Annotated in this window: 22 protein-coding genes and 1 pseudogene; 12 read left to right on the top strand and 11 right to left on the bottom strand. The window is 70.5% G+C overall.

The window, feature by feature from the left end; translation table 11 throughout:
- The first annotated feature begins 125 nt into the window (after nucleotides 1-125).
- Complete coding sequence (locus H4W80_RS12865) at nucleotides 126-413, top strand: IS3 family transposase (RefSeq protein ID WP_192785307.1); 288 nt, start codon at nucleotides 126-128, stop codon at nucleotides 411-413.
- On the top strand, nucleotides 400-900 hold the full coding sequence (locus H4W80_RS12860; protein ID WP_192785306.1) for an IS3 family transposase: 501 nt from the start codon (nucleotides 400-402) through the stop codon (nucleotides 898-900). The genes H4W80_RS12865 and H4W80_RS12860 overlap by 14 nt, the downstream gene beginning before the upstream one ends.
- A gap of 18 nt (nucleotides 901-918) precedes the next feature.
- Here the strand turns inward: H4W80_RS12860 and H4W80_RS12855 are convergent, their stop codons facing one another.
- From H4W80_RS12855 to H4W80_RS12830, 6 genes and pseudogenes are all read right to left on the bottom strand, one after another.
- Complete coding sequence (locus H4W80_RS12855; RefSeq protein WP_192785305.1) at nucleotides 919-1287, bottom strand: hypothetical protein; 369 nt, start codon at nucleotides 1285-1287, stop codon at nucleotides 919-921.
- 76 nt (nucleotides 1288-1363) lie between these two features.
- Entirely contained in the window at nucleotides 1364-1747 is a 384-nt protein-coding gene (locus tag H4W80_RS12850; protein ID WP_192785304.1) for a sensory rhodopsin transducer, read from the bottom strand.
- A 45-nt stretch (nucleotides 1748-1792) separates the two neighbouring features.
- Nucleotides 1793-2569, bottom strand: coding sequence for an SDR family NAD(P)-dependent oxidoreductase (locus tag H4W80_RS12845; RefSeq protein ID WP_225963397.1), 777 nt, complete (start codon nucleotides 2567-2569; stop codon nucleotides 1793-1795).
- 25 nt (nucleotides 2570-2594) lie between these two features.
- Nucleotides 2595-4070 (bottom strand): annotated as a pseudogene (locus tag H4W80_RS12840) (sugar porter family MFS transporter); the annotation flags it as partial.
- A gap of 51 nt (nucleotides 4071-4121) precedes the next feature.
- A complete protein-coding gene (locus tag H4W80_RS12835) occupies nucleotides 4122-5258 on the bottom strand; it encodes a mandelate racemase/muconate lactonizing enzyme family protein (RefSeq protein ID WP_192785302.1) in 1137 nt (378 codons plus the stop codon).
- A 693-nt stretch (nucleotides 5259-5951) separates the two neighbouring features.
- Nucleotides 5952-6584, bottom strand: coding sequence for a GntR family transcriptional regulator (locus H4W80_RS12830; protein WP_192793453.1), 633 nt, complete (start codon nucleotides 6582-6584; stop codon nucleotides 5952-5954).
- 108 nt (nucleotides 6585-6692) lie between these two features.
- On the opposite strand from H4W80_RS12830, the gene H4W80_RS12825 reads away from it, so the two are divergent.
- A complete protein-coding gene (locus tag H4W80_RS12825) occupies nucleotides 6693-7946 on the top strand; it encodes an MFS transporter (protein WP_192785301.1) in 1254 nt (417 codons plus the stop codon).
- A gap of 6 nt (nucleotides 7947-7952) precedes the next feature.
- Nucleotides 7953-9527, top strand: coding sequence for an N-acyl-D-amino-acid deacylase family protein (locus H4W80_RS12820; RefSeq protein WP_192785300.1), 1575 nt, complete (start codon nucleotides 7953-7955; stop codon nucleotides 9525-9527).
- 88 nt (nucleotides 9528-9615) lie between these two features.
- Here H4W80_RS12820 and H4W80_RS12815 read toward each other — a convergent pair whose 3' ends face one another.
- From H4W80_RS12815 to H4W80_RS12805, 3 genes are all read right to left on the bottom strand, one after another.
- A complete protein-coding gene (locus H4W80_RS12815; RefSeq protein WP_192785299.1) occupies nucleotides 9616-9870 on the bottom strand; it encodes a hypothetical protein in 255 nt (84 codons plus the stop codon).
- Nucleotides 9871-9874: 4 nt separating this feature from the next.
- On the bottom strand, nucleotides 9875-10114 hold the full coding sequence (locus tag H4W80_RS12810; RefSeq protein WP_225963396.1) for a hypothetical protein: 240 nt from the start codon (nucleotides 10112-10114) through the stop codon (nucleotides 9875-9877).
- 147 nt (nucleotides 10115-10261) lie between these two features.
- Entirely contained in the window at nucleotides 10262-10687 is a 426-nt protein-coding gene (locus tag H4W80_RS12805) for a hypothetical protein (RefSeq protein ID WP_192785298.1), read from the bottom strand.
- A 330-nt stretch (nucleotides 10688-11017) separates the two neighbouring features.
- Between H4W80_RS12805 and H4W80_RS64520 the strand changes: the two genes are divergently transcribed.
- Nucleotides 11018-11311, top strand: coding sequence for an RICIN domain-containing protein (locus H4W80_RS64520; protein WP_192793451.1), 294 nt, complete (start codon nucleotides 11018-11020; stop codon nucleotides 11309-11311).
- A 185-nt stretch (nucleotides 11312-11496) separates the two neighbouring features.
- Here the strand turns inward: H4W80_RS64520 and H4W80_RS12795 are convergent, their stop codons facing one another.
- Complete coding sequence (locus H4W80_RS12795; protein ID WP_192785297.1) at nucleotides 11497-12210, bottom strand: GntR family transcriptional regulator; 714 nt, start codon at nucleotides 12208-12210, stop codon at nucleotides 11497-11499.
- Between the two features lie 199 nt (nucleotides 12211-12409).
- Here H4W80_RS12795 and H4W80_RS12790 point away from each other — a divergent pair, with 199 nt between their 5' ends.
- The 6 genes from H4W80_RS12790 to H4W80_RS12765 are packed head-to-tail and all read left to right on the top strand — an operon-like array spanning nucleotide 12410 to nucleotide 18931.
- Complete coding sequence (locus H4W80_RS12790; protein WP_192785296.1) at nucleotides 12410-13438, top strand: autoinducer 2 ABC transporter substrate-binding protein; 1029 nt, start codon at nucleotides 12410-12412, stop codon at nucleotides 13436-13438.
- A gap of 7 nt (nucleotides 13439-13445) precedes the next feature.
- The gene (locus H4W80_RS12785) at nucleotides 13446-14942 is read left to right on the top strand and encodes a sugar ABC transporter ATP-binding protein (RefSeq protein ID WP_192785295.1); all 1497 of its coding nucleotides are present in this window, start codon (nucleotides 13446-13448) and stop codon (nucleotides 14940-14942) included.
- Nucleotides 14939-15931 (top strand): ABC transporter permease, encoded by a 993-nt coding sequence (locus H4W80_RS12780; protein ID WP_192785294.1) that lies wholly within the window; start codon nucleotides 14939-14941, stop codon nucleotides 15929-15931. The genes H4W80_RS12785 and H4W80_RS12780 overlap by 4 nt, the downstream gene beginning before the upstream one ends.
- On the top strand, nucleotides 15928-16911 hold the full coding sequence (locus tag H4W80_RS12775) for an ABC transporter permease (RefSeq protein ID WP_192785293.1): 984 nt from the start codon (nucleotides 15928-15930) through the stop codon (nucleotides 16909-16911). Before H4W80_RS12780 ends, H4W80_RS12775 begins: the two co-directional genes overlap by 4 nt.
- Nucleotides 16908-17870 (top strand): carbohydrate kinase family protein, encoded by a 963-nt coding sequence (locus H4W80_RS12770; protein ID WP_192785292.1) that lies wholly within the window; start codon nucleotides 16908-16910, stop codon nucleotides 17868-17870. Before H4W80_RS12775 ends, H4W80_RS12770 begins: the two co-directional genes overlap by 4 nt.
- Entirely contained in the window at nucleotides 17867-18931 is a 1065-nt protein-coding gene (locus tag H4W80_RS12765; RefSeq protein WP_192785291.1) for an ADP-ribosylglycohydrolase family protein, read from the top strand. Before H4W80_RS12770 ends, H4W80_RS12765 begins: the two co-directional genes overlap by 4 nt.
- A gap of 679 nt (nucleotides 18932-19610) precedes the next feature.
- Here H4W80_RS12765 and H4W80_RS12760 read toward each other — a convergent pair.
- Nucleotides 19611-19973, bottom strand: a complete 363-nt coding sequence (locus H4W80_RS12760) for a hypothetical protein (protein ID WP_192785290.1) — start codon at nucleotides 19971-19973, stop codon at nucleotides 19611-19613.
- Between the two features lie 21 nt (nucleotides 19974-19994).
- Here H4W80_RS12760 and H4W80_RS12755 point away from each other — a divergent pair, with 21 nt between their 5' ends.
- Nucleotides 19995-21449 (top strand): PucR family transcriptional regulator, encoded by a 1455-nt coding sequence (locus H4W80_RS12755; protein ID WP_318786838.1) that lies wholly within the window; start codon nucleotides 19995-19997, stop codon nucleotides 21447-21449.
- The last annotated feature ends 18 nt before the right edge of the window (nucleotides 21450-21467 follow it).

Below are 21467 nucleotides of genomic sequence, written 5' to 3'. Positions count from 1 at the left end.
CTGATCGACGGGTCGGTCCCGGTAGCGCGCGAACAGTTCGCGGACTGCGGCGTTAGTGGAGTTGGCCCGGTTTGGTGGACGCCTGATCTCTGGGGAACCCTGGTCCCCGGAAGAAGGAGTCTGCTGTGCCGAACAACTATCCGCCGGAGTTTCGCCGGCAGATGGTGCTGGGTGTGTCGCGCCAGGGCTACTACGCCTGGACGGCTCGCCAGCTGCGCGGACCATCGGCTCGAGCCCGCCGCGACGCCGAGTTGACGGAGCTGATCCGCGAGCGTCACCGGGCCTCGGACGAGATCCATGGTGCGCCGCGCATCCATGCCGGCCTGCGTGAACTCGACGGGGTCCGGGTCGGTCGCAAGCGGGTGGCCCGGCCTTATGCGCCGGGCTGGGCCGGCCGGGGTGAGCAGGCGTAGAGGCTGCCGCACCACGATCGCGGACGGGCGCGCCGCGGCCGCCTCCGATCTGGTCAAACGCCAGTTCATCGCAGCCGAGCCGAACCGGGTCTGGACCGCCGACATCACGTACGTGCCCACCTGGCAGGGCTTCGTCTACCTGGCCGTGGTGCTGGATGCGTTCTCCCGCCGGATCGCCGGCTGGGCGATGGCCGAACACATGCGCACCGAACTGGTGACCGACGCCCTGGCGATGGCACTGCACCAGCGCTACCCTGAGGCCGGGGTGATTCATCACAGCGACAAGGGCAGCCGATACACCTCAATCGCCTTCGGCCGGCGCTGTGAACAGGCCGGTGTCCGCCCGTCCACGGGCCGCACCGGCACATGCTTCGACAACGCGATCATCGAGAGCTTCTTCGCCTCGCTGGAGTGCGAACTGATCGACCGGCGCACCTTCCGCACCAGGTCAGAGGCCGAACGAGCCCTCGACTATGCTGCCGCGTAGTCGCAAGCCCTGATGTGCCTACCGAACCGGGGCAACTCCATGAGTTTCCCGACGCTCCTCCGGTGTCATGTACGCGCCGTCCGCGAGCACGAACGCAGCGTCCTGCCATTCGGCCGTGCAACCCGCCTCTTCCCGCTGGAAAGCGGTCAGGGCGTCGAGGGCGTGGGCGATGAGCGCGTCACGCAGCATGCGCGAGGCCTCGGCGTACCCGGGTTCGGGCACGCCGGCAGCCCATCGCACGCCTCTGACACATGCCCGCCAAGGACGCTCCCGCCCGGTGCGCTTGGAAGCCGCATCCTCGATGAAGCCGTACTTGGCGAGGAGGTTGAGGTGGTACCCGGCCGAGGGGACCAGATCCTGCACGCGGTACTTGCCGAGAGAGCTCACCAGCGGTCGCGCCTCGATGAGACGGACCAGTCCATGCGTGGCGGGGTCGAGGTGTTCACGGCACGCCGTGCACCATTCACACGGGGAAGGCGATGGTGCTCATCAGCGCGTTGGCTTCCTGTCTGGAGTCCAGGCGCGTGTGCTGGACGACGATGGGCACGTCGCTGGTGACGATCAGGCAGTAATCGGTGTCGACGGGAATCTGCTCCGGGTGCCTGAGATCGTTGATGCGTTGGTGAAAGGCACGCCGGGGTGCGATGGCGAGAAGGAAAGGGCCGGCCGGCTCGCGATCGGTGAAGTAGACGTACACCTCGACGCGTGCCTGGCTGTCTCCCGGGTTCAGCATGCAGATGCTGTCGTGACTGGTCATTTCCGGCTCGGGTCCGGAGCTACGGGGCGGTATGTAGCCGTCGGCGACGACCCAGGTGGTGGATCCGATACCGGTCAGCCGTGGGTGCATGGGTCTTCCTTCGGTTCTGGGCTGTATGCCTGGGGGAAGGGCAGGTCAGAAGTCGTTGGCGCCCCTGGCCGTAAGACCACCGTCGACGTGCAGATGACTGCCGGTGACATAACTGGATTTGGGACCGAGCAGCCAGTCCACCGCCTCGGCGATCTCCTCGGGCCGCGCGAGCCTGCCCATGGGTATCTGGGTCCGCGCGCGGTCGGCAACGTCATGGCCACTCGCGGCGACGTCGAGCAGAGGTGTCGCCGTGGCACCGGGGACGACGCCGTTGACGCGGATGCCGGATTGTGCGTAGTCGATGGCGAGGGCTCTGATCAGTGCGGAGATCCCGCCTTTCGAGCTTCCGTAGGCACTGTTGCCTCCCCCGGCGAAGCCCACGAACGCGGAGGGTGACGAGACGCAGACGATGGTCCCGGCAAGGCCCTCGTCCAGGAGGAGCTTGATGGCGTAGCGGCAGGTGAGGAAGGTGCCCGTGAGGTTCACGTCGATCACTTGCCGCCATTCGGCAAGCGTGGTCTCGTGCGCCTTTCGTGCGATCTCGATGCCGGCGTTGGCGACGATCCTGGTGGGGGTGCCGAGAGAGGCTCGGCACCGCTTGAAGGCGCTGGTGATGTCGGCTTCGGAGGAGATGTCAGCGGTGATGGCCAGCGCGTGCGGGGCTCCGCGCTCCTTCGCCACCGCGGCGACTGCTCTCGCGGCGGGCTCGTTTCTGTCCATCAGGGCGAGCGAGCGCCCGGCCGACGCCTGCTGGAGCGCGATGGCCCGCCCGATGCCGGAGCCCGCGCCGGTGATCAAGGTGATGTCGTTCTGCATGGTCATGTACCTCACACGAAGGGTAGCCCGGTCAGGGACGCGCGTCCTGGTGGGCCGGCCCGCTGCTCATGTCCTCGAGCTCGCGGTTCGTCGTTTCGGGTACGCCGAAGTAGACCAGGAGCCAGGAGAGCGCCGCCATCACCGCGTAGATCGCGTAGCTTCCGGGCAGTGAGATCTCGCGCATGGTTGGGAAGGAGAGGTTGAGCCCCACGCCGGCGATCCAGTTGATCGACGCCGCCAGCGCGAGTGCGACCCCACGGATGGCGTTGGGGAACATCTCTCCCAACAGCACCCATACCACTGGGCCCCAGGAGATGGCGAAGCAGACCACGAACGCGTTCGCGCCGATGAGGGTCAGCGGGCCCCATGAGCCGGGGAGTGTCAGTTCCCCGCGGACCGTGACGGACTGCGCGAACCCGATGCTCACCAGGATGAGGCTGGCCACCATACCGGCGGAGCCGACGAGCAGCAGCCGGCGTCGGCCGACCCGATCGATGAGCACGATCGCGGCGATCGTGGAGAGCACATTGATCAGCGAGCTCAGGACGGAGAGCCCGAACGAGGCGGACTCGTCGAATCCGACCGACTTCCACAGGGAGTTCGAGTAGTAGAAGATCACGTCGATGCCAACGAGGGCCTGGAGTGCGGCGATGCCCACCCCGATCCAGACGATGGGGAGGAGGCCGGTCCGGTGGGAGAGCAGGTCCCGGAAGCGGGGGCGGTATCCTCGCGAAACGGTGGCCTCCATGCGGTCGACGTCCCGCTCGGCCTGATCGCGGGGGATCGCGTGCAGGTCGGCCAGCACCCCGGAGGCTTCGTCTCGGCGGCCGCGGGCCGCCAGGTAGCGCGGGGATTCGGGAAGCTTGAGGGAGAGCGCTCCGTACAGGAGCGCCGGGACTGCCCCGGCGATGAACATCCACCGCCATGCCGGGAGCCCGAGGAACGCCTCGGCGTCCGCGCCGCCGAGCAGGACGGCGATGAGGGAATCGGTGAGGAGGGCGGTGAAGATCCCCAGGACGATGGCCATCTGCTGGAGCGAGGACAGCCGGCCGCGGATGGAGGCAGGGGCGATTTCGGAGATGTAGAGCGGGCCGAGGACCGTCGCGTATCCGACGGCGACTCCCGTCAGCAGGCGCCATGCCGCCAGATCCCAGAAGCCCGCCGACACCCCGCAGCCGATCGCGGAGGCGAGGAAGATGAGGGCGGCGACGCCCATGACCTTGGTTCGTCCGATACGGTCGGCCATCCAACCCGCGATCAGCGCCCCGATGGCGGCGCCGAACAGGGTGATGGCCACGACGACGCCGAGACCGACCGAGCTGAGGTGGAAATTCTCCTTGATGGGGTCGACGGCCCCGTTGACGATGGCTGTGTCGAAGCCGAAGAGGAAGCCGCCCACGGCCCCCGCGATCGATATGAGAATCACCCGGCGGAGCGATTTGCCGGTATTGGGACTAGGGGCGAGCGCAGCTGTGGACTCGTCGGACATGAGCTTTCTTCTCTCGCGCTGTTGAAGTGGATCACTGCGAGTGGTGCGCCGTCCCGCGGGCGTTCATGATCACGGCTGCAGCAGGGCGGTGACGTCGGCGTAGCGGGCCAGGGCTTCGGGGTTGAGGTGGATCCCGAGGCCCGGGGCGTCGGGGATGGCGAGCATCCCGTCGGAGTCGAGTCGCCAGGGACTGGTGGTGATGGCGTCGACGTAGGGCGATCCGGTGACGTACTCGACGAGGTCGGTGCCGGGCAACGCCGAGGCGAGTTGCAGGTCGGCGGCGAGCCCGACGGCTGTGTTCCAGCCGTGCGGGATCAGGCGCACCCCGTGGTCCTGAGCCGCCCATCCAATGCGGCGCTGTTCGCTCAGGCCGCCGACCTTGGTGACGTCAGGCTGGACGATGTCGAAGGCCCCGGCCTCCAGCCAGGCGTGGAAGCTCTGCCGCCTGGTCAGCACCTCACCTCCCGAGATCGCCACCTTGGCCTCGCGGCGCAGATGCGCGTAGTCCTCGAGCGCATCGGGGTTGAGCGGTTCCTCGAACCAGGCGACGCCGTAACGGTCAAGCATGCGGGCGGTGCGGAGCGCCCACTTGTAGCCGTTCGACCATGCGCTGTCGCTGCCGCCCGCGTCCACCATGAGCAGGGCATCGGGGCCCACGGCCTCTCTGGCGGTGGCCACGATCCGCTCGTCCAGGTCCTCGCTGACCCGCCCGAACGGGCCCCAACCGATCTTGAAGGCTTTCCAGCCCTGAGCGGCCAGGAGGTTCAGCCGTTCCGCCAGTGCCTCTGGACGGTCCATGAGCAGGGACGCGTACGGGCGGACGCGCTCACGGTACCGCCCACCGAGCAGGCGGCCGACGGGCTGGCCGGTGACCTGGCCGAGCACATCCCACAGGGCCATGTCGATCCCGCTGATCGTGTGCGTCACCGTCCCGCCGCGACCCAGCCAGAAGGTGGTCCGATGCAGGCGCTCCGACACCCGCTCCGGCTCTGTCGCCTCCTCTCCGATCAGCAGCGGGCGCAGCACCTCAAGGGCGCCGCGGACCAGCGCTTCGCTGGTAAACACGCTGCCGATGCCGATCAGTCCTTCGTCGGTGTGCACTGCCACCAGGGTGTGAACGACGTCATCATTGGTGAGTTCCTCCTGCCACCCGCCCGCCGGGGTGGCACCCCGCAGGCCGGCCGCACGAATGTCACGGATTTTCATGAGTTCCTGATTCCTTGCGCGAGGGTTTCCCCATCGGCTCTGGGCGAGCCGACGGACGGTTGAATGAAGTCGGAGCCGCCGGAGCGCGGGGGCCCTTCCGAGCGATGGGATCGATGTCACGGCGCGAAGGGCGCGGTGTCTCCTACGTCTCATCTGCAGGTGAGTCAATGAGGCGATGGGGAACATTAACCGTTCCAATGGCAGATGGTCAACCATCTGCCATTGGCTTCAGCTATCGCAGTCGTTCCACGAAGCGTGCCATCAGGGATCGGCGGCATGGTCCGCAGAGCTTTGACGGCGGGGCCGCATACGGCGTCGGCGATCTGGCTGCTGTGAGGGTCGCGGCTCAGGGAATGTCGGCTCTCATCTGACGCGCCTGCTGCGCGCGGAGTCGGCCGAGAGGGTGCATGAGGTCGTCGACCGTTACGGTGCGATGCCGGTGTCCACGACAGAGAGCCTCTCGTCGGACTTCGACATGCCGGCGGTTGATCTGCCTGGAGGGGCAACCGCTCGGCCACGACGGCCGGCGCGGCCCGCGTCAGGCGGGTGGGTGAGACCGTCGCGGACGTCTTCGAATGGGCCGGGCACGCGGACACCACGACGGTCGAGGTGACCGCGGCCAGGCGCGAGCCGGATCGGCGGCCCGCCACCGTTGCCCGCCTGCGCGATCACCGCAGCAGGAGGTATCGCCGGTTACCCGCCGATGTAGGTCTCCACGTGTTCGGCGATCGCGCGTTCGGTGGCGTCTGGGTCGGCCGCGCGGATGGCGTCGAGCAGCGCCCGGTGCTGGCGAGGGATCTCGGCGGGGTCGGAGTGCTCCGGCGCGTCCCGGACGAAGTAGGCGCGGACCCGCGGCTGGATGGTCCGCCAGATGGACAGCGTCTGCGTGTGGCCGGAGGCCGCGATGACCGCTTCGTGGAAGGCGAGGTCGAGATCGGCGAGCCGGTCCGGGGAGGTGGTCTTCTCCATGTCGCTGACCAGGGCGGCGAGCCGGTCGACCAGCTCGGGGGTGGCGTTCTCCGCCGCGTGCCTGAACGCGAAGCGCTCGATGACGAGCCTGATCGGCACGAGGATCTCGCTTATCTCGGCCTGTGAGACCGGAGCCACCTGGGCGCCGCGGTAGGGATGGGAGACGACCAGGCCCTCCTGTTCGAGGATCATGATGGCCTCGCGCACCGGCCCGCGACTCACCCCCGACCGTGCCGAGATGTCCCGCTCCACCAGCCGGTCCCCGGCCCTGAGCTCGCCGGACGAGATCGCCTGCCGTAGCCAGCGCAGCAGCCAGTCGCGGCGGGACTCGGGTATCGCGCTAACGGGTTCGGACATCGAACCTGACCTGCTCATGGTCGAGATCATAGCGCATGGTAAATGGTTGACCATCTGCCATCCGTCTGGCTAGTGTGCCGCGTCACAGCCGATACGGAGGTCAGGGTCATGTCACCTATATCGACGGTCACCGCGCCACCCCGAGTCATCGCCGCCACGGTCCTGGGCACCGTCCTGGAGTGGTACGACTTCGCCGTCTACGGCGCGCTCGCCGCGGTGATCGGAAAACTGTTCTTCCCGTCGGGCGATCCGACCACCTCATTGCTGATCGCGCTGGCGTCGTACGCGGTCGGCTTCGTCTGCCGCCCGATCGGCTCGATCGTGCTCGGCCGGTTCGGCGACCGGGCCGGTCGCCGGAACATGCTGGCGATCACCATGGTCGTGGTCGGCGGATCCAGCCTGCTGATCGGGCTCCTGCCGACCTACGCGTCCGTCGGCCTGCTCGCCCCGGTGCTGCTCGTGGTCCTGCGAATGATCCAGGGACTCGCGGTCGGCGCCGAGTGGACCGGCGGGGCGACCTACCTCATCGAGTACGCGCGCATCGGCCGGCGCGGTTTCTTCGGCGGCCTCGTCCAGGCCTCCACCGTGGTCGGCTTCCTGAGCGGCACCGGTGTGGCCGCCATCCTGATCCGGGTGGATCAGGAGTGGGCGTGGCGGGTGCCGTTTCTGATCGGCGGCCTGGTCGCGGTCATCGGCCTGTTCGTACGGCTCAAGCTCGACGAGTCCCCCGCCTACCTGCGCGTCCAATCGGAAGGACAAGCGGAAGAAGAGGTACGGCCCGGCCGTACCCGCAAGAACTGGTTGCTGCTGTTCGGCATCGTCTTCGGCATCACCCTGTACGGCTACACGGCCACGAGCTGGCCGGCATTCCTGGCCGGGGTGACCGAGCTGCCGCTGGCCGACGCGCTGATGACCAACGTGATCGCGCTCGCCGTCGAGGTACCGCTGATCGTGCTGGCCGGGTCTCTGTCTGACCGCGTCGGACGCCGGCCGCTGATGATCGGGGCCACGGCGGTATTCACCGTCGGCACGTATCCGATGTTCCTGCTCGCCACCAGTGGCACCGTGGCGGGGGCACTGGCCGGGCAGCTTCTGTTCGTCATCACCTTCTCGGTGCTGTGCGGCCCGATGGCGGCGCTGTTCGTGGAGATGTTCCCGACCCGGGTGCGCAGCTCGGCGTTCTCCAGCTCGTACAACATCGCGGTCGCGCTGTTCGGCGGCACCGCGCCGTTCGTCAACACGTTCCTGGCAACCCGCACCGGGAGCCACGTCGCGCCCGCGTACTACCTGACCGCCGGCGCGATCGTCTCGCTCGTCCTGCTGGTGATCGTCCGCGACCGGCACCGCGAGGAACTGGACTGATTGATCATGTTCGACCTGCTCATCAAGAACGGCACCGTGGTGGATGGGAGCGGCGCCGAGCCGTACCCCGCCGACGTGGGCCTGCGTGCGGACAAGATCGCGTCCGTACGGCCCGGCCTCGACGGCGCGGCCATCACCATCGACGCGACCGGCATGCTGGTCGCTCCGGGCCTCATCGACCCGCATAGCCATACCGACTGGTCGATCCTGGGCAACCGGGACGCGCAAAGCACGATCAGGCAGGGCGTGACCACCGAGGTGGTCGGCAACTGCGGGGTCACCTACGCCCCGCTGACCGACGTCAACGCCGAGGGGGCCGCGACCGCCCTGCGCGCGTACGGCTACGAGGGCGAGGCCGACTGGCGCGCCTTCGGTGAGCTGCTGGAACGCGTGCACGATCGGGGACAGGGCGGGGGGACGGCCCAGAACCTCGCCTGGTTCGTCGGGCACACGGCGCTCAGGAACTCCGGCGACGCCACCAGACATCTCGAGGAGGCCCTGGACGCGGGCGCGCTCGGTATGACGAGCGGGCTGGAGTACGGCTCGGGCAGGGACGCGACCACCGCCGAGCTGCTCGATCTGGCCCGGATCGTCGGCCGCCGCGGCGGCATGTACGCCAGCCACATCCGCAACAGGGACGCCGGCCTGGCCGCCGCGGTGGACGAGTTCTTCCAGGTGGCCCGGGCCGATGACGGCCTGCGCGCGCAACTGTCCCATCTGAACGTCCGGCACAACACCGGGGCGGACCCGGGCGCCTGGGAGCGGGCGGTCGAGAGGCTGGCCACCGAACGAGAGCGCGGGCTCGACGTGCTCGCCGACATGACGCCGTACCCCGACGGGATCGGCCTGGCCGTCGGCCTGCTCCCGGACTGGCTGCTGGCCGGCGGCGCCGAGGAGGCGGCACGCAGGCTGGGCGACCGAGAGGCGATGGCGCGGCTGCGCGGAGAGTGCGACCGGTACTGGCGCTTCGTCCACCGCGGCGAATGGGACCGGGTTACCCTGGCCACCAGCCCGGCCACCCCGGAGCTGGAAGGAAAGACGTTCCCTGACATCGCCCACGAGCTCGGCATGGACGAGTGGGACTGCTTCTTCCACATCCTTCGCGCGGCCGGTCCCGACATGTTCGCCGTCCAGTTCATCGGGCGGCTGTTCACCGGGGAGCACGTCGCCGAGGCCGTCGCGCATCCGCTGTTCTGCCTGGGCGTCGACGGGTTCTCCAGCCGGCTCGACGGGCCGCTCGCGGCACGCACCCAGCACCCGCTGTTCTTCTCCGGCCACCTGCACTACCTGGCTCACCACGTTCAACGGCAGCGGACCCTCAGCCTGGCCGAGGCGATCCACAAGATGACCGCCATGGTCGCCGACCATTTCGGGCTGGCCGGACGGGGCCGGATCGCCGAAGGCGCCTGGGCCGACCTTGCCGTTTTCGACCCGGCGGGGCTCGCCCGGCTGGACACCTTCCAGATGCCCGACCGGTATCCGGACTGCGTGCCGTACGTCCTGGTCAACGGCGCGCTGGTGGTCGACAGCGGCATGCACCTGGGAACCAGGGCGGGGCGACAGCTGAAGGGCGGACGCTGAGCATTCGCGAGGTGCGTGCGGCTCGCCGTATATCGACCGGGTCCGTCGGCGGGTGACGGGGCCACCGCTTGACGGCACCGTCCGCCGTTCATCGCCGGGAGGTCTCTTCAACGCCCTTGAGCACCGCGTCGGTGATCGAGCGTGGATCGCCCCGAAGTGCCTGCGCACGGACTCGCGGGCGCCGGACGGCCCGAACCCGTCGGTGCCGAGCGACGTCCATGGCTGGTCGATCCAGAGCCCGGATCTGGTCGGGTACGGCGCGCATCCAGTCGCTGACCGCGATCACCGGGCCCTGGATCTCGGCCAGGGCCTGCCACGGGTACGGCACGCCCGTCGCGGTCATGGCATCACGGCGCAGGCCGCTCCACGACGTGACCGACCCAGACGTCGACGCCCAGGCCGTACTCCTCGTGCAGGACGATCGGCACCCAGCGGCGTCCCGTCCCCGGCTCCTTCATGAGGTCCTTGACGAGCCGGACGAAAGCCATCGTGGTCACCACCGGCTGCGTGGAGCCCTTCTCCAGCGCGCGGAACGGGCGCTCGCCCGGCGCGGGCAGCGGCTGGTACGACACTCGGCGGTTCGGCACGGAGCCACCCAGGGCGGGCCCCGCTCAGTACCGCAGATCTTCGTTCCCTCAGCAGTTGAAGGAACTCCCCGACGCGCCTGGCCCCGGCTCCGGGTGCTGGACGACCCCGCGTCGTACCGGGACCTGCTCTCCCGGGTCGCCGCGCGATCAGTGGTCGCTGACCTGCCATCTCCTCCGGTCGGTGATCTTCGTGGCGGTATTCGCGCCGTACGCCGGAGGGCTCGGCACGCGGGTCGGCACGGCCAACCGGGCAACCGGATCGCCTTGCCAAGGGTCATCAGCGGGCCAGGAGAAGGCGATGTCGGGCCATCCCAGGTCCGCAGGACCGAGATCCGGACGGTCGAGGCGGCGGCAAAACGCCTCCACTGCAGCACATATACCCTCCGGGCGCGGGATGGTCCCGGTCAACCAGTGAGAGACCGCCGAGCGGTCATAGAACAGCGGGTCGCGGGTTTCCGCGGAGATCGCATTGACGTGACCCGCAGTAGCGGCGAGAGTCCAACCGGCCTGTGCGATCAACGCGGCCAGAGCCTGGTTGGCGATGGGGCGTGTGCGTCGGGGGGCCATCTTCACATCGCTTCACATCGCGCCCCCCTCGACGATGCGCCGCACCCAGCGCACCGTCAATAGCACCAACCGCAACCGTATGGCGCAGGCCACAAACCAAGCACCCGGGAGGAACGATGCGCATCCTGGTCGATGGGCTCGACCTGACTGGCAAAACCACCCTGGTCCACGCACTCACCACCGCCCTCACCGGGCGGGGCATCCCCACGCGATCGCACACATGGATGCTCGCCCGCCGCCACCCATTCGCGGCGGCGCTGCGCCGCCTGCCCCGGGTTCGTCAGCCAGACTCCGGGCTCATCACGGCGGCTCTGCTTGGCCCCGGGTTTGTACTCGATGGGCTGCTGGTGCGGTGGGCGCCGCCGGACCGTCCCGGCGAGGTCATCATCCAAGACGGCTACGCCGACCGGTGCGCGGCGTTCGGCATGGCAGGCGGCCCGCACCTGGCCGCCTGCCTGGCGCTGCGCTGGCGGCGGCTGTTCGCCCCGTTCGATATCGCCATCTACCTGCACGAAGAATCCGAACTCCGGGCGTTGTCTGGACGTGAAGGGCGGCAGCTCGGCCGATGCCACGCCGGTGCATATCTGGGACTGCTACGGCGGCGCCAACCAGAAGTGGGTACTTCCATGACCGGTGGCCGTGCGCGGCTTCGACGCGGCGTTCCCCGGCGTCGTGCGGGGCAAGGCCGGCGACGGTAGGCACGTCCACCTGGCCGAGAGGCGCAATGAGTTGCCGACGGGCCATCTGGGCCGTGTTCCAACCGGCCCTGATGGCTTTCGGCGTGGCGGTCATGGATCGACGACGAGCTCCGTGCTCTACGCGCGCAGCTTGACCACATATCGGTAGCGATCCCCGCGAGCCGCCGAGCGCGTGTACTCCACCGGTCTGCCCGCCCGGTCGTATGTCCATCTCCTGATGACGATCAGCGGACTGCCGAGCGGGACGCCGAGCACGCGGGACTCCCGCTCGTCGGCGGCTTCGGCGTGGATGCTCTCCGTGGCCTCGGCGACCTTGGTGTCGAGGTCCTCGGCGAGCGAGGCGTAGAGCGACTGGCGCCGGGCCAGTGCCTCGGGGTCGATGCGGGAGCCGATGCGGTCGGGAAGCCAGGAGTCGAGCAGCGCGAAGGGCGAGCCCGAGCCGGTCCGCACCCTGCGTACCAGCCAGACGACCTCGGAGGGGAGGAAGCCGAGTATCTCCAGCGGAGGGCTCGGGTCGCGGCGGATCTCGACCCCGCTGATGCCCGGTTCCAGCCCCAGGTCGCGCAGCAGTGTGGTGAAGCTGCGCAGGCTGCCGAGCGAGTGGCTGATGCCGATCTCCGCGTTGACGTAGCTGCCCGAGCCGCGGCGCCGGGTGATGAGGTTGGCCGCGGCCAGGCGGTCGAGCGCCACGCGCACCGTGTTCCTGCTGACGCCGTACTCGTCGGTGAGCGCGCCCTCGGACGGCAGCCGCTCCCCGGGTTTGTACCGCCCTTCCAGGATCCGCGTACGCAGCGAATCAGCAACGATCTCGTGCGCATGGCGCTTGGTCATGCGGGCCCATCTCCCCTCGCTCGCGAAGCCTGCGCAGACCGAGGTACCAGTGAACGGTGAACAAGCACAACATATACCAACAGGATCCCGATTTGTACCTACAACTCTTGACAGTATTAGGTACTGATTCCTAGCCTGTTCGGCACAGGCGGCACGGGGCGCGCCTTTGGACCTGTCAGTCGTCTCGTCGGGATGCGTTATGCGAAACATCAGAGTCGGGCTTGTAGCAGCCCTGACAGCGGCCGCGCTGGCGGCCTGTTCGACCGTGGGAGGTGCGGCCGGGCCCAGCGCCGCGTCCGGCGGCAGCAGTGGCGGCGGCGGTACGAAGGTCGCCTTCGTCTCCCAGGTGGAGGGCGTCCCCTACTTCTCCGCCTTCAAGCACGGCGCGGAGCAGACGGCACAGTCGCTCGGCATGTCGTACACCCAGGCAGGACCGGCCACCGCCGACGCGACGGAGCAGGTCCGCATCTTCAACAGCCTCGTCCAGCAGGGCTACGCGGCGATCGCGGTGTCCCCGCTCGACCCCCGCTCGATGAACCCCGCCATCGCGGCGGCGCGGCAGAAGGGCATCGTCGTGGTCACCGCCGATGCCGACGCGCCGGACAGCCAGCGCCAGCTCTTCGTGCAGCAGGCCACCGACGCCGCGCTCGGATCGACGGTCATGGACGAGATCGCCAAGGCGATGGGCGGCAAGGGCAAGTACGGCATCGTGTCCGGGGCCGCCGACACGCAGACGTTCAACAGCTGGGTGGCGCAGGCTCGCAAGCGGCAGGAGTCCGCCTACCCGGACCTCCAGCTCGTGGGCGGCGTGCGCTACACCACCGACACCGCGCAGGCGCTCAAGGAGGCGCAGGACCTCATGACCGCCTACCCCGACCTCAAGGGGATCATCGCGGTGCCCTCGACGGCGGTGCCCGGCGTGGCGCAGGCCGTGCAGAACGCCGGCAAGGCCGGCCAGGTCGCGGTCTCCGGCTTCGGCTCGCCCAAGACGGCGCGCACGTTCGTGGAGTCGGGCTCGATGACCTCCACGGTCCTCTGGGACGTGCCGAAGCTGGGAAACCTGACCGTCTGGGCGATGAAGCAGCTCCTGGACGGCAAGCAGATCGCCCCTGAGTCGTCCGTGCCGGGCCTCCAGCAGCAGGTGAAGTACGAAGCGGGCAGCAAGACCCTGGTGCTGGGCCCGCCGATGGTCTTCACCAAGTCGAACATCGCGAAGTTCGATTACTAGGAGCGACGTGCGGACCATCCTCTCGGTCTCCGGCCTGTTCAAGAGCTTCGGAGCCACTGCGGCCCTCACCGACGTCGGCTTCACGCTCGGGGCGGGGGAGCGGCTGGCCGTGCTCGGCGAGAACGGCGCCGGCAAGTCCACCCTGATCAAGCTCATCGCCGGGGTGCACCGCCCGGATGCCGGCGAGATGACCCTGGACGGCGCGCCGCACCGGCCCGCCTCACCCGGCGACGCGCTGGCCGCCGGCGTCAGCATCGTCTACCAGGAGCCGTCGTTCTTCCCGCGCCTGTCCGTGCTGGAAAACCTCTTCGTCGGCCGCGAGCCCCGCGACCGCCTCGGCCAGGTCGACTGGCGCGGGATGCGCAGGCGCGGCGAAGAGCTGTTCAAGCGGCTCGACGTGCCCGTGGCGCTTCTCAGCCGCCGCATGGACGCGCTCAGCCTGGCCGAGCAGCAGCTCGCCCTGATCGCCAGGGCCGTCGACGTCGAGGCCAAGGTGCTGATCCTGGACGAGTCCACCTCGATCCTCACCGACGCCGAGGTCCGCCGGCTCTTCCGCATCGTCGAGCGGCTGTCGGAAGCCGGCGTGGGCATCCTGTACATCACGCACCGCTTCGAGGAGCTGGCGCACGTCGCGGACCGGTTCATCGTGCTGAAGGACGGCCGGCTCGCCGGCGACCTGCCGGCCGCGGCGGCGGACCACGACGCGATTCTGGAGATGATGTCCGGCAGGCCGGTCAACGCCACGATCAGCCGGTCGGCTCCCGATCCGGGCCCCGTCGTGCTGGAGGCCGACGGGATCACGGTGCCCGGCACGCTGTCCGACGTCGGCCTGACCGTGCGCGCGGGCGAGGTGGTCGGTCTGTACGGGCTCGTCGGCGCGGGACGTACCGAGCTGGCGCTGACCGTCTTCGGCATGCTGCGGCCCAGCGCGGGATCGATGCGCGTGGAGGGCCGGCTGTACGCGCCGCGAAGCCCGCGCGACGCCATGGCGCACGGGATCGCCTACCTGCCGGAGGACCGCAAGACGTTGGGCATCTTCCCCGGCATGGACACGTTGAGCAACCTCACGGCCGTCCGGCTGCCCGCCCTGCTGGGCAGGCTCGGCGTCATCCGCCGCGCCCAGGAACGCGAGCTTGCCGGCGGCTGGGTGCGCAGCCTGCGCATCAAGGCGCCGGCGCTGAGCTTCCCCGTCACCGGGCTGTCCGGCGGACACCAGCAGAAGGTGCTGTTCGCCCGGCAGCTCGCCACCGAGCCCAGGATCCTCATCCTGGACGAGCCCACCCGCGGCATCGACGTGGCCACCAAGACCGACATCCAGCAGCGGCTGGTGGAGGTGGCTCGCGGCGGCACGGCGGTGCTGGTCATCTCCAGCGAGCTGCCGGAGCTGCTGGCCGTCTCCGACCGGGTCTACGTCATGCGCGAGGGCCGGATGGCCGCCGAGCTGAGCGGCCAGGACCTGACCGAGGACGGCGTGCTGCGCGCCACCATGGGGGTGAGCAGGTGACCACGACCGTCCTCCCTCCGGCGGCCGCCCCCTCGACCCGGGCGCTGCACCTGCTGCGCGACGCGCTGCTGCCCATCCTCCTCGTCGTCGAAGTGATCTTCTTCGGCGTCGCCGCCCCCGACTTCCTGTCCGGCGCGAACCTCGCCAACGTGGTCATCAACTCGGCCGACCTCGCGCTGCTGGCGGCGGGCATGACGCTGGTCGTGCTGCTGGCGGGGATCGACGTGTCGGTCGGCCCGATGCTGGGCGTGGTCGCCTGGGTCGGCGCCAGCCTGTTCGTCTCCGGGCTGCCGCCGCTGCTCGTGGTGCTGGTCTCGGTGCTGCTCGGCGGCGCGCTCGGCGCCGTCAACGCCGGGCTGATCGTCGGCGGGCGGATCTCCCCGATCATCGCCACCCTCGGCACGGCCGCCGTCTTCAAGACCGTGCTGTTCCTCCTGTGGGACAGCACCGACGTGTTCGCCGGTCCCGTCGTGTCCCTGCTCGGGCCCGCCCGGGCCGGTGGCGTCCCCCTGGTGGGCCTGGTCGTCCTGGCGGTGTTCGGGATCTTCACCTACGTCCTGCGGCGCCGCGTGTTCGGCCGGCGGCTGTTCGCCATCGGCAACGACGCGGAGGGCGCCCGGCTGCTCGGCGTGCCTGTCGCCCGCACCTCGTTCGCCGCGTACGTGCTCGTCGGAGCCCTCGTCGGCGTCGCGGCGCTGATCTACGTGGGCAGGGTGGGCGTCGTCCAGGCCACGGCCGGCCAGGAGCTGACCCTGTCCGCCATCGCCGCCGTGGTCGTCGGCGGCACCAGCATCCTGGGCGGCGAGGGCGGCGTGCTGCGCACACTCGGCGGCCTGGTCTTCATCGCGCTGCTGCAGAACGGCGTCGTGCTGATGGGCGTGCCGCCGCTGTGGAACGGCGTGCTCGTGGGGGTGGCGGTCGCCCTCGCGGTGGCCTTCGACGTCCTGACCCGGCGCACCCTCGACAAGCGGATCGGAGCGCGGAAATGACAACGGAAGCCCTGACGAGGCGATCGGTCCGGGATCGCGTGGGCGACCGCAGGGTGTTCCTCGCCGTGCTCGTCGTCGCGCTCGGCGTGGTGATGAGCCTGCTGTCGCCGTACTTCCTGCAGATAGGCAATCTCCTGGCGATGACGCAGTACGGCGCGGTCATCGGCCTGCTGGCGCTCGGCCAGGCGTTCGTCATCCTCGGCGGCCGGGGTGGCATCGACCTGTCCGTCGGGTCCGTGCTGAGCCTGTCCGGGATCGTCATGGGGCTGCTCGCCCAGAACCTCGGGCTCAGCCCGTGGCTGGCCGCGGTGGCGGCCGTGGTCTTCGGCGCGCTGCTCGGCTCGGTCAACGGCGTCCTGGTCGCCCGGCTGGGCCTGCCGCCGCTGATCGTCACGCTGAGCACGCTCTTCCTGTACGGCGCGCTCGCCCAGGTGCTGACCGAGGGCGGCCAGCTCGGCGGGTTCGACAGGGAGGGCTTCGCGGCGCTCGGGCAGAGCGCGATCCTCGGCGTCCCCACCCAGGTCCTGCTGATCCTGGCGCCGATGTTCGCGCTGGGGATCTGGGCGCAGAACCGCACCGCGTTCGGCCGCCGCCTGCACCAGGTCGGCACCAGCGACAGGGCCGCCGGCCTGGCCGGGATCGACGTGAACGGGCTCCGGTTCCGCCTCTACTGCCTGTCCGGTGCGCTGGCCGCGCTCGGCGCCGTGGTGACGAACGCGTGGCTGCTCACTGCCCGGCCCAGCGCGGGCACCGGCATGGAGCTCCAGGCGATCACCATCGCGGTGCTCGGCGGCATCGACATCTTCGGCGGGCGCGGCCACCTCAGCGGTGTCCTGCTGGCGCTCGCCGTCGTGGTGGTCCTGTCCTGGGGGCTGCAGCTGGCCCAGGTCGGCAACTCCGTACAGACCGGCATCCTCGGCCTGGTCCTCATCGGCGCGGCCCTGCTGAACAACCTGATCAGCAGGAAGGCCGCCGGATGACCAGCGCGACTGTCCCGTCCGTCGACGTGCTGGCGGTGGGAGACGCCAGCGTCGACTACTTCGTACGGGTGCCGCACATCGCGACGGCCGACGACAAGGCGATCGGGCGGCTGGTGGGCGTGTACGGCGGCGGCATGAGCGCCAACCTGGCCGCCGCCGCGAGGTTCGCAGGCGCGCGCGCCGCCCTGGCCACCGCGGTCGGCTCCGACGAACCAGGCCGCCAGGCCCTGGACCGGCTCGCGGCCCAGGGAGTGGACGTCTCCGCCAGCATCACCGTCCCCGGCGGGCACACCTGGTTCTGCGTGATCCAGCTCGACCGCAGCGGGGAGAAGTCGCTCGTGGGCGCCGTGACCGAGGTGAAGATCCCCGCCGGCGACCAGGTCTCCGACGACCTGCTGCGCACCGCGCGAGTCGTCGCCCCGCTCGCGGACGACCTGGACTGGGCGATCGGCCTGGCCGCGCGCGCCCGCGCGAACGGCGCGAAGGTGGCCGTGGACCTGGAGCCCGACGCTGTCGCCGGGCGCTGGGACCAGGTGCGGACCCTCGCCCGCCACAGCGACCTCGTCTTCTGCAACCAGGGAGCGGTCCAGGTACTGGCGGACGGCGACCCCGCGCGCTGCGCCGAACTGCTCATCTCCGCCGGCGCCCGCGTCGTCGTGGTGACCGGCGGGCGGCACGGCGCCGCCTGCCACAGCCGGGAGGAGAGCTGGACCGCGCGCGGGCCGGAGATCGACGTCGTGGACACCACCGGCGCGGGCGACGCGCTGGCCGGGGCGTTCACCGGGTCCTGGATCCTCGGCCGCTCCCTCGCCGACAGCCTGCGCGCCGGCGTCGCCACCGCCTCCCTCTGCGTCAGCCACCTCGGCTCACGTTCCTACCTCGATGCCGGCACCGGCATCGAGACCTACGCGCGGAACGTCACCCTCGAGACCGCGCCTCGTCTACAAGGAATCCGATGACCACACTTCTGGACCGCATCCACGGCAGCCTGGCCGCCGCCTGCATCGCCGACGCGCTCGGCGCCCCCACCGAGGAACGCTCCATCCCGGAGATCCGGCAACTGTTCGGCCAACGTGTGGAGAGCTTCCACGCGCCGCTGCCCGACGCGCCGTACGCGGTCGGGCGCGGACCGGCGCAGATCACCGACGACTCCAGCCAGATGCTCTTGCTGGCCGAGGCGTTCATCGCCCACGGCGGCGAGGTGTCCCCCGAGGTCATGGCCGAGCTGCTCATCGGCTGGTCCGGCAATCCCGACTACTTCCCCCACTTCGCCGGCCCCACCACGCGCCGGGCCATCGAACGCCTCAAGGCCGGTGACGACCCCTGGGACGTGGGCAGGGCCGGGCGCATCATGAGCGAGGGCGCCAGCAACGGCGGCGCCATGCGGGTCGCGCCCGCCGGCCTGGTGCATCCCGGCGACGTCGAGGGCGCCGTCCGCGCCGCGCACCTGACCTGCGTGCCCAGCCACCACACGAACATCGGCGTCGCCGGCGCCGCGGCCATCGCCGCCGCCACCGCGGCCGCCTGCGTGGACGGCGCCGACCTGTTCGAGGTCGTACGGGCGGCACGGCACGGCGCCGAACTGGGCGAGCGGCTGGGATCCGAGCAGGGCAGGCACGTCCCGGGTCCCTCGGTCGCCCAGCGGATCGACCTCGCCGTCACGCTCGCCGTCCAGTCCCGCGACCTGGACGACGCCATCGAGCGCATCACCGCCGTCATCGGCACCGGCCTGCCCGCCGCCGAGGCATGCCCGGCGGCCATCGGCCTGCTGGTGGCGGCCGGCGGTGACCCGTTCCAGACGGCCGTCGCCGCGGCCACCGCGGGCGGCGACTCCGACACGGTCGGCTGCATGGCGGCGGCCGTCGCGGGCGCGCTCCACGGCATCGCCGCGCTCCCCGCGGAGACCGTCGCCCAGGTCGAGCAGGCCAACAGGCTGAACCTGGCCGACGTGGCGGCCCGGCTGGCCGCCGTCGCCCGCCCCGTGCCCGCCGCGTACGGCCCGGGAGTGACGCACGCCTGATCCGCGGCCGGACAGAGGGGCCGCTTCCGAAGATCGGAAGCGGCCCCTCTCGGCGCGCGACTTGAGCAGCGTTGTGGCTTCCTTACGATGCCGTGAGGGCAACGACCGCGAGGAGTGTCGCGGTGAGGCCGCCCGCGGTCACCAGCGCTGCGGCGGCCAGTGGCAGTCTCCGGGTCCACGCGCGCCCGCCGCTCCCAGCAGGGCCAGCCCCGTCACACCCGCGATCGCGAGCAGCCGGGTCAGCACCCGTGTCACCATCACACTCACTGACCGCGGACCCTCGTGGCCGCGAGCGCGTGGATCGAGCCGTCGTCGGTGAGCGCGAACAGCAGGTCTCGGCGACCAGCGCGTCCATCTCCGACATCTGCCGATACAGGCCCGTCGTGGCGAGCACCTGCGGCCCGGCGTCATGCCCGATGGTGCGCAGGCTGGCGCCCGTGCTCGCGGCGCCGGCCAGGATCGCGGCCAGCAGCAGCGCCAGCGACAGCAGGGACAGCCCGGCCAGGGTGCGCACCCGCCTGGAGACCGACACCTCGCGCCGGACCGGCGGGGTCAGGGCCGACTCCGGTGGGAGACGCCAGGACCCTGGGTGTGCACCGCGCCTCCCGAGATCGATTCGTGCTGCGAGATCGAGCATGGCCGCGGGTGCGGCGGATCCGCAACAGGGGCCGCCGGTGGATCAGCGCGCTTTCAAGATCTTCTGCCGCACCTGGCCGGGGTTGTCGTAGACGTTGTCAAGCCAATGGCGAATGTGGTCACGCTGCACGCTCGGGTTCGCGCAGAGGAAGGGAACCGCCCCCACCGTGGGCAGGCATCCGCTCGAGTGCACGGCCGGTATCTCCGGCGGTTGGCTGACATCGCGCTCGGCGGCGTTCAGCTGCGCACCGCGCTGACCTCGGTCGCGGTCGCGATGGCGGCTCGTGCGGGCGTCCGGCTGGCGGCTCACCTTGGATGACGCGTGGCCAAGGATGCCCTGCTGCGGCTGGTGCGCGCGGCGCCGGAATGCTTCCGCACCCCGATCTTCAATCGGGGCAGCACTCAAGACGCGCCATATCCTTTGTGGGTGACCACAAAGGTGTCCGTGGAGGACCTGCTGCGCTCTCCCGCGCTCCAGCTACGGCTCCTGGCCGGTGAGGCGGGGCTGGGGCGGTCGGTGTCGTGGGCGCACGTCAGCGAGCTCGACGACCCCACGCCCTGGCTGCTCGGCGCGGAGGTCATCATGACGACGGGGATCGCGATCCCGCGCCAGGCCGCCAAGCAGCGCGCCTACCTGGAACGGCTCGACGACGCGGGCGTGTCCGCGCTCGCCCTGTCGGCGCAGCTGCACGTGCCGCCGCTGCACGACGCGTTCATCCAGGCCGCCGAGGAGCGGGGCATGCCCGTGCTCGAGGTGCCGCTGGCCGTGCCGTTCATCGCGATCGCCCAGGAGGTGGCCGCGGCCGTGCAGGAGGACGCCAGGCAGCGCCTCGGCGCGCAGCTGCAGGTGTTCGGGGCGCTGCGCTGGCTGGCGGCCGAGGACCTCGACAGCGCGACGCTGTTCAAGCGGCTGGAGCGGCTGTCCGGCTACGAGGTCTATCTGTGCACGCCGCAGGGGCGGCCGCTGCTGCCGGGGGTGCCGGTGCCCGACGTCGCCGTGCTGCCTTCCGAGCCGGAGGCGCCGCCCACCATCCCAGGCGGGTTCGTCCTGCCCGTGCCCGCGCCGGGAGGCCCGGCCGGCTTCCTCGTCGCCTTCGAGCGCCAGGGAGCCAGGCCCGCCGGTCTGGCCGTGGTGCAGCACATCGCCACGGTGGCCGCCCTGCAGGTGGCCATGGCCCGCAACGAACGCGAGACGCTGCGCCGCCAGGGCGCCGAGACCCTGTCCGAGCTGCTCCAGGACGTCCTCGACCCGGCCGCGGCGCGGCGGCGCCTGGTCAGGATGGGCATCCCCGTGGAGGCGGAGCTGGCCCTCCTCGTGATCAGGAACGTGCCCGACGAGGCCGTCCACCGCGCGCTCGACGAGGAGCCGCACCTGATGCTGCGCCGGGGCGAGGACCGCTACGTGCTCGGCTCGCCCGCCCTCGGCCCGGTGGTCGCCGCGCTGCCGGGGGTCGCGGCGGGCATGAGCAGGCCGTTCCCGGCGGGGGAGTCCATGCAGCTCCCCAAACGGGAGGCGGTGTGGGCGGCCTCCACGGCGTCCGAGTCGGGGCGCGCGCTGATCCACTACGGCGACGACACCACCGGCCGGTGGCTGCCCGACGACCCGTGGGCGCTCACCGCGCTGGTCGAGAACGTGCTCGGCAAGGCGCTCGCCTACGACTCCGCGCACGGGTCCCAGCTCCTGACGTCCGTACGGACCTGGATGGAGCGCGACCGGCGCACCGAGGACGCCGCGACCGCGCTGCACATCCACCCCAACACCCTGGCCTACCGGCTGCGCAGGTTCGCCGAGCTGACGGGCCGCGACCTGACGTCCACCGCCGCGTTCGCGGAGGTCTGGCTGGCCCTGCGGGCCGGCCGCCAGCTCGGTCTCATGGACTGACGCCGCGACGCGCGCCCG

This window comes from Nonomuraea angiospora, from assembly GCF_014873145.1.
GTDB classification, from domain to species: Bacteria; Actinomycetota; Actinomycetes; order Streptosporangiales; family Streptosporangiaceae; genus Nonomuraea; species Nonomuraea angiospora.
This window is presented reverse-complemented; position numbering and strand designations above follow the sequence as displayed.

What these genes read in the sequence shown, in the direction of transcription:
- H4W80_RS12850 (WP_192785304.1), bottom strand. Translation starts at nt 1,747, where the DNA reads ATGCACCCACGGCTGACCGGTATCGGATCCACCACCTGGGTCGTCGCC.
- H4W80_RS12845 (WP_225963397.1), bottom strand. Translation starts at nt 2,569, where the DNA reads ATGACCATGCAGAACGACATCACCTTGATCACCGGCGCGGGCTCCGGC.
- H4W80_RS12835 (WP_192785302.1), bottom strand. Translation starts at nt 5,258, where the DNA reads ATGAAAATCCGTGACATTCGTGCGGCCGGCCTGCGGGGTGCCACCCCG.
- H4W80_RS12830 (WP_192793453.1), bottom strand. Translation starts at nt 6,584, where the DNA reads ATGTCCGAACCCGTTAGCGCGATACCCGAGTCCCGCCGCGACTGGCTG.
- H4W80_RS12825 (WP_192785301.1), top strand. Translation starts at nt 6,693, where the DNA reads ATGTCACCTATATCGACGGTCACCGCGCCACCCCGAGTCATCGCCGCC.
- H4W80_RS12820 (WP_192785300.1), top strand. Translation starts at nt 7,953, where the DNA reads ATGTTCGACCTGCTCATCAAGAACGGCACCGTGGTGGATGGGAGCGGC.
- H4W80_RS12815 (WP_192785299.1), bottom strand. Translation starts at nt 9,870, where the DNA reads ATGACCGCGACGGGCGTGCCGTACCCGTGGCAGGCCCTGGCCGAGATC.
- H4W80_RS64520 (WP_192793451.1), top strand. Translation starts at nt 11,018, where the DNA reads ATGGGCTGCTGGTGCGGTGGGCGCCGCCGGACCGTCCCGGCGAGGTCA.
- H4W80_RS12795 (WP_192785297.1), bottom strand. Translation starts at nt 12,210, where the DNA reads ATGACCAAGCGCCATGCGCACGAGATCGTTGCTGATTCGCTGCGTACG.
- H4W80_RS12790 (WP_192785296.1), top strand. Translation starts at nt 12,410, where the DNA reads ATGCGAAACATCAGAGTCGGGCTTGTAGCAGCCCTGACAGCGGCCGCG.
- H4W80_RS12775 (WP_192785293.1), top strand. Translation starts at nt 15,928, where the DNA reads ATGACAACGGAAGCCCTGACGAGGCGATCGGTCCGGGATCGCGTGGGC.
- H4W80_RS12770 (WP_192785292.1), top strand. Translation starts at nt 16,908, where the DNA reads ATGACCAGCGCGACTGTCCCGTCCGTCGACGTGCTGGCGGTGGGAGAC.
- H4W80_RS12765 (WP_192785291.1), top strand. Translation starts at nt 17,867, where the DNA reads ATGACCACACTTCTGGACCGCATCCACGGCAGCCTGGCCGCCGCCTGC.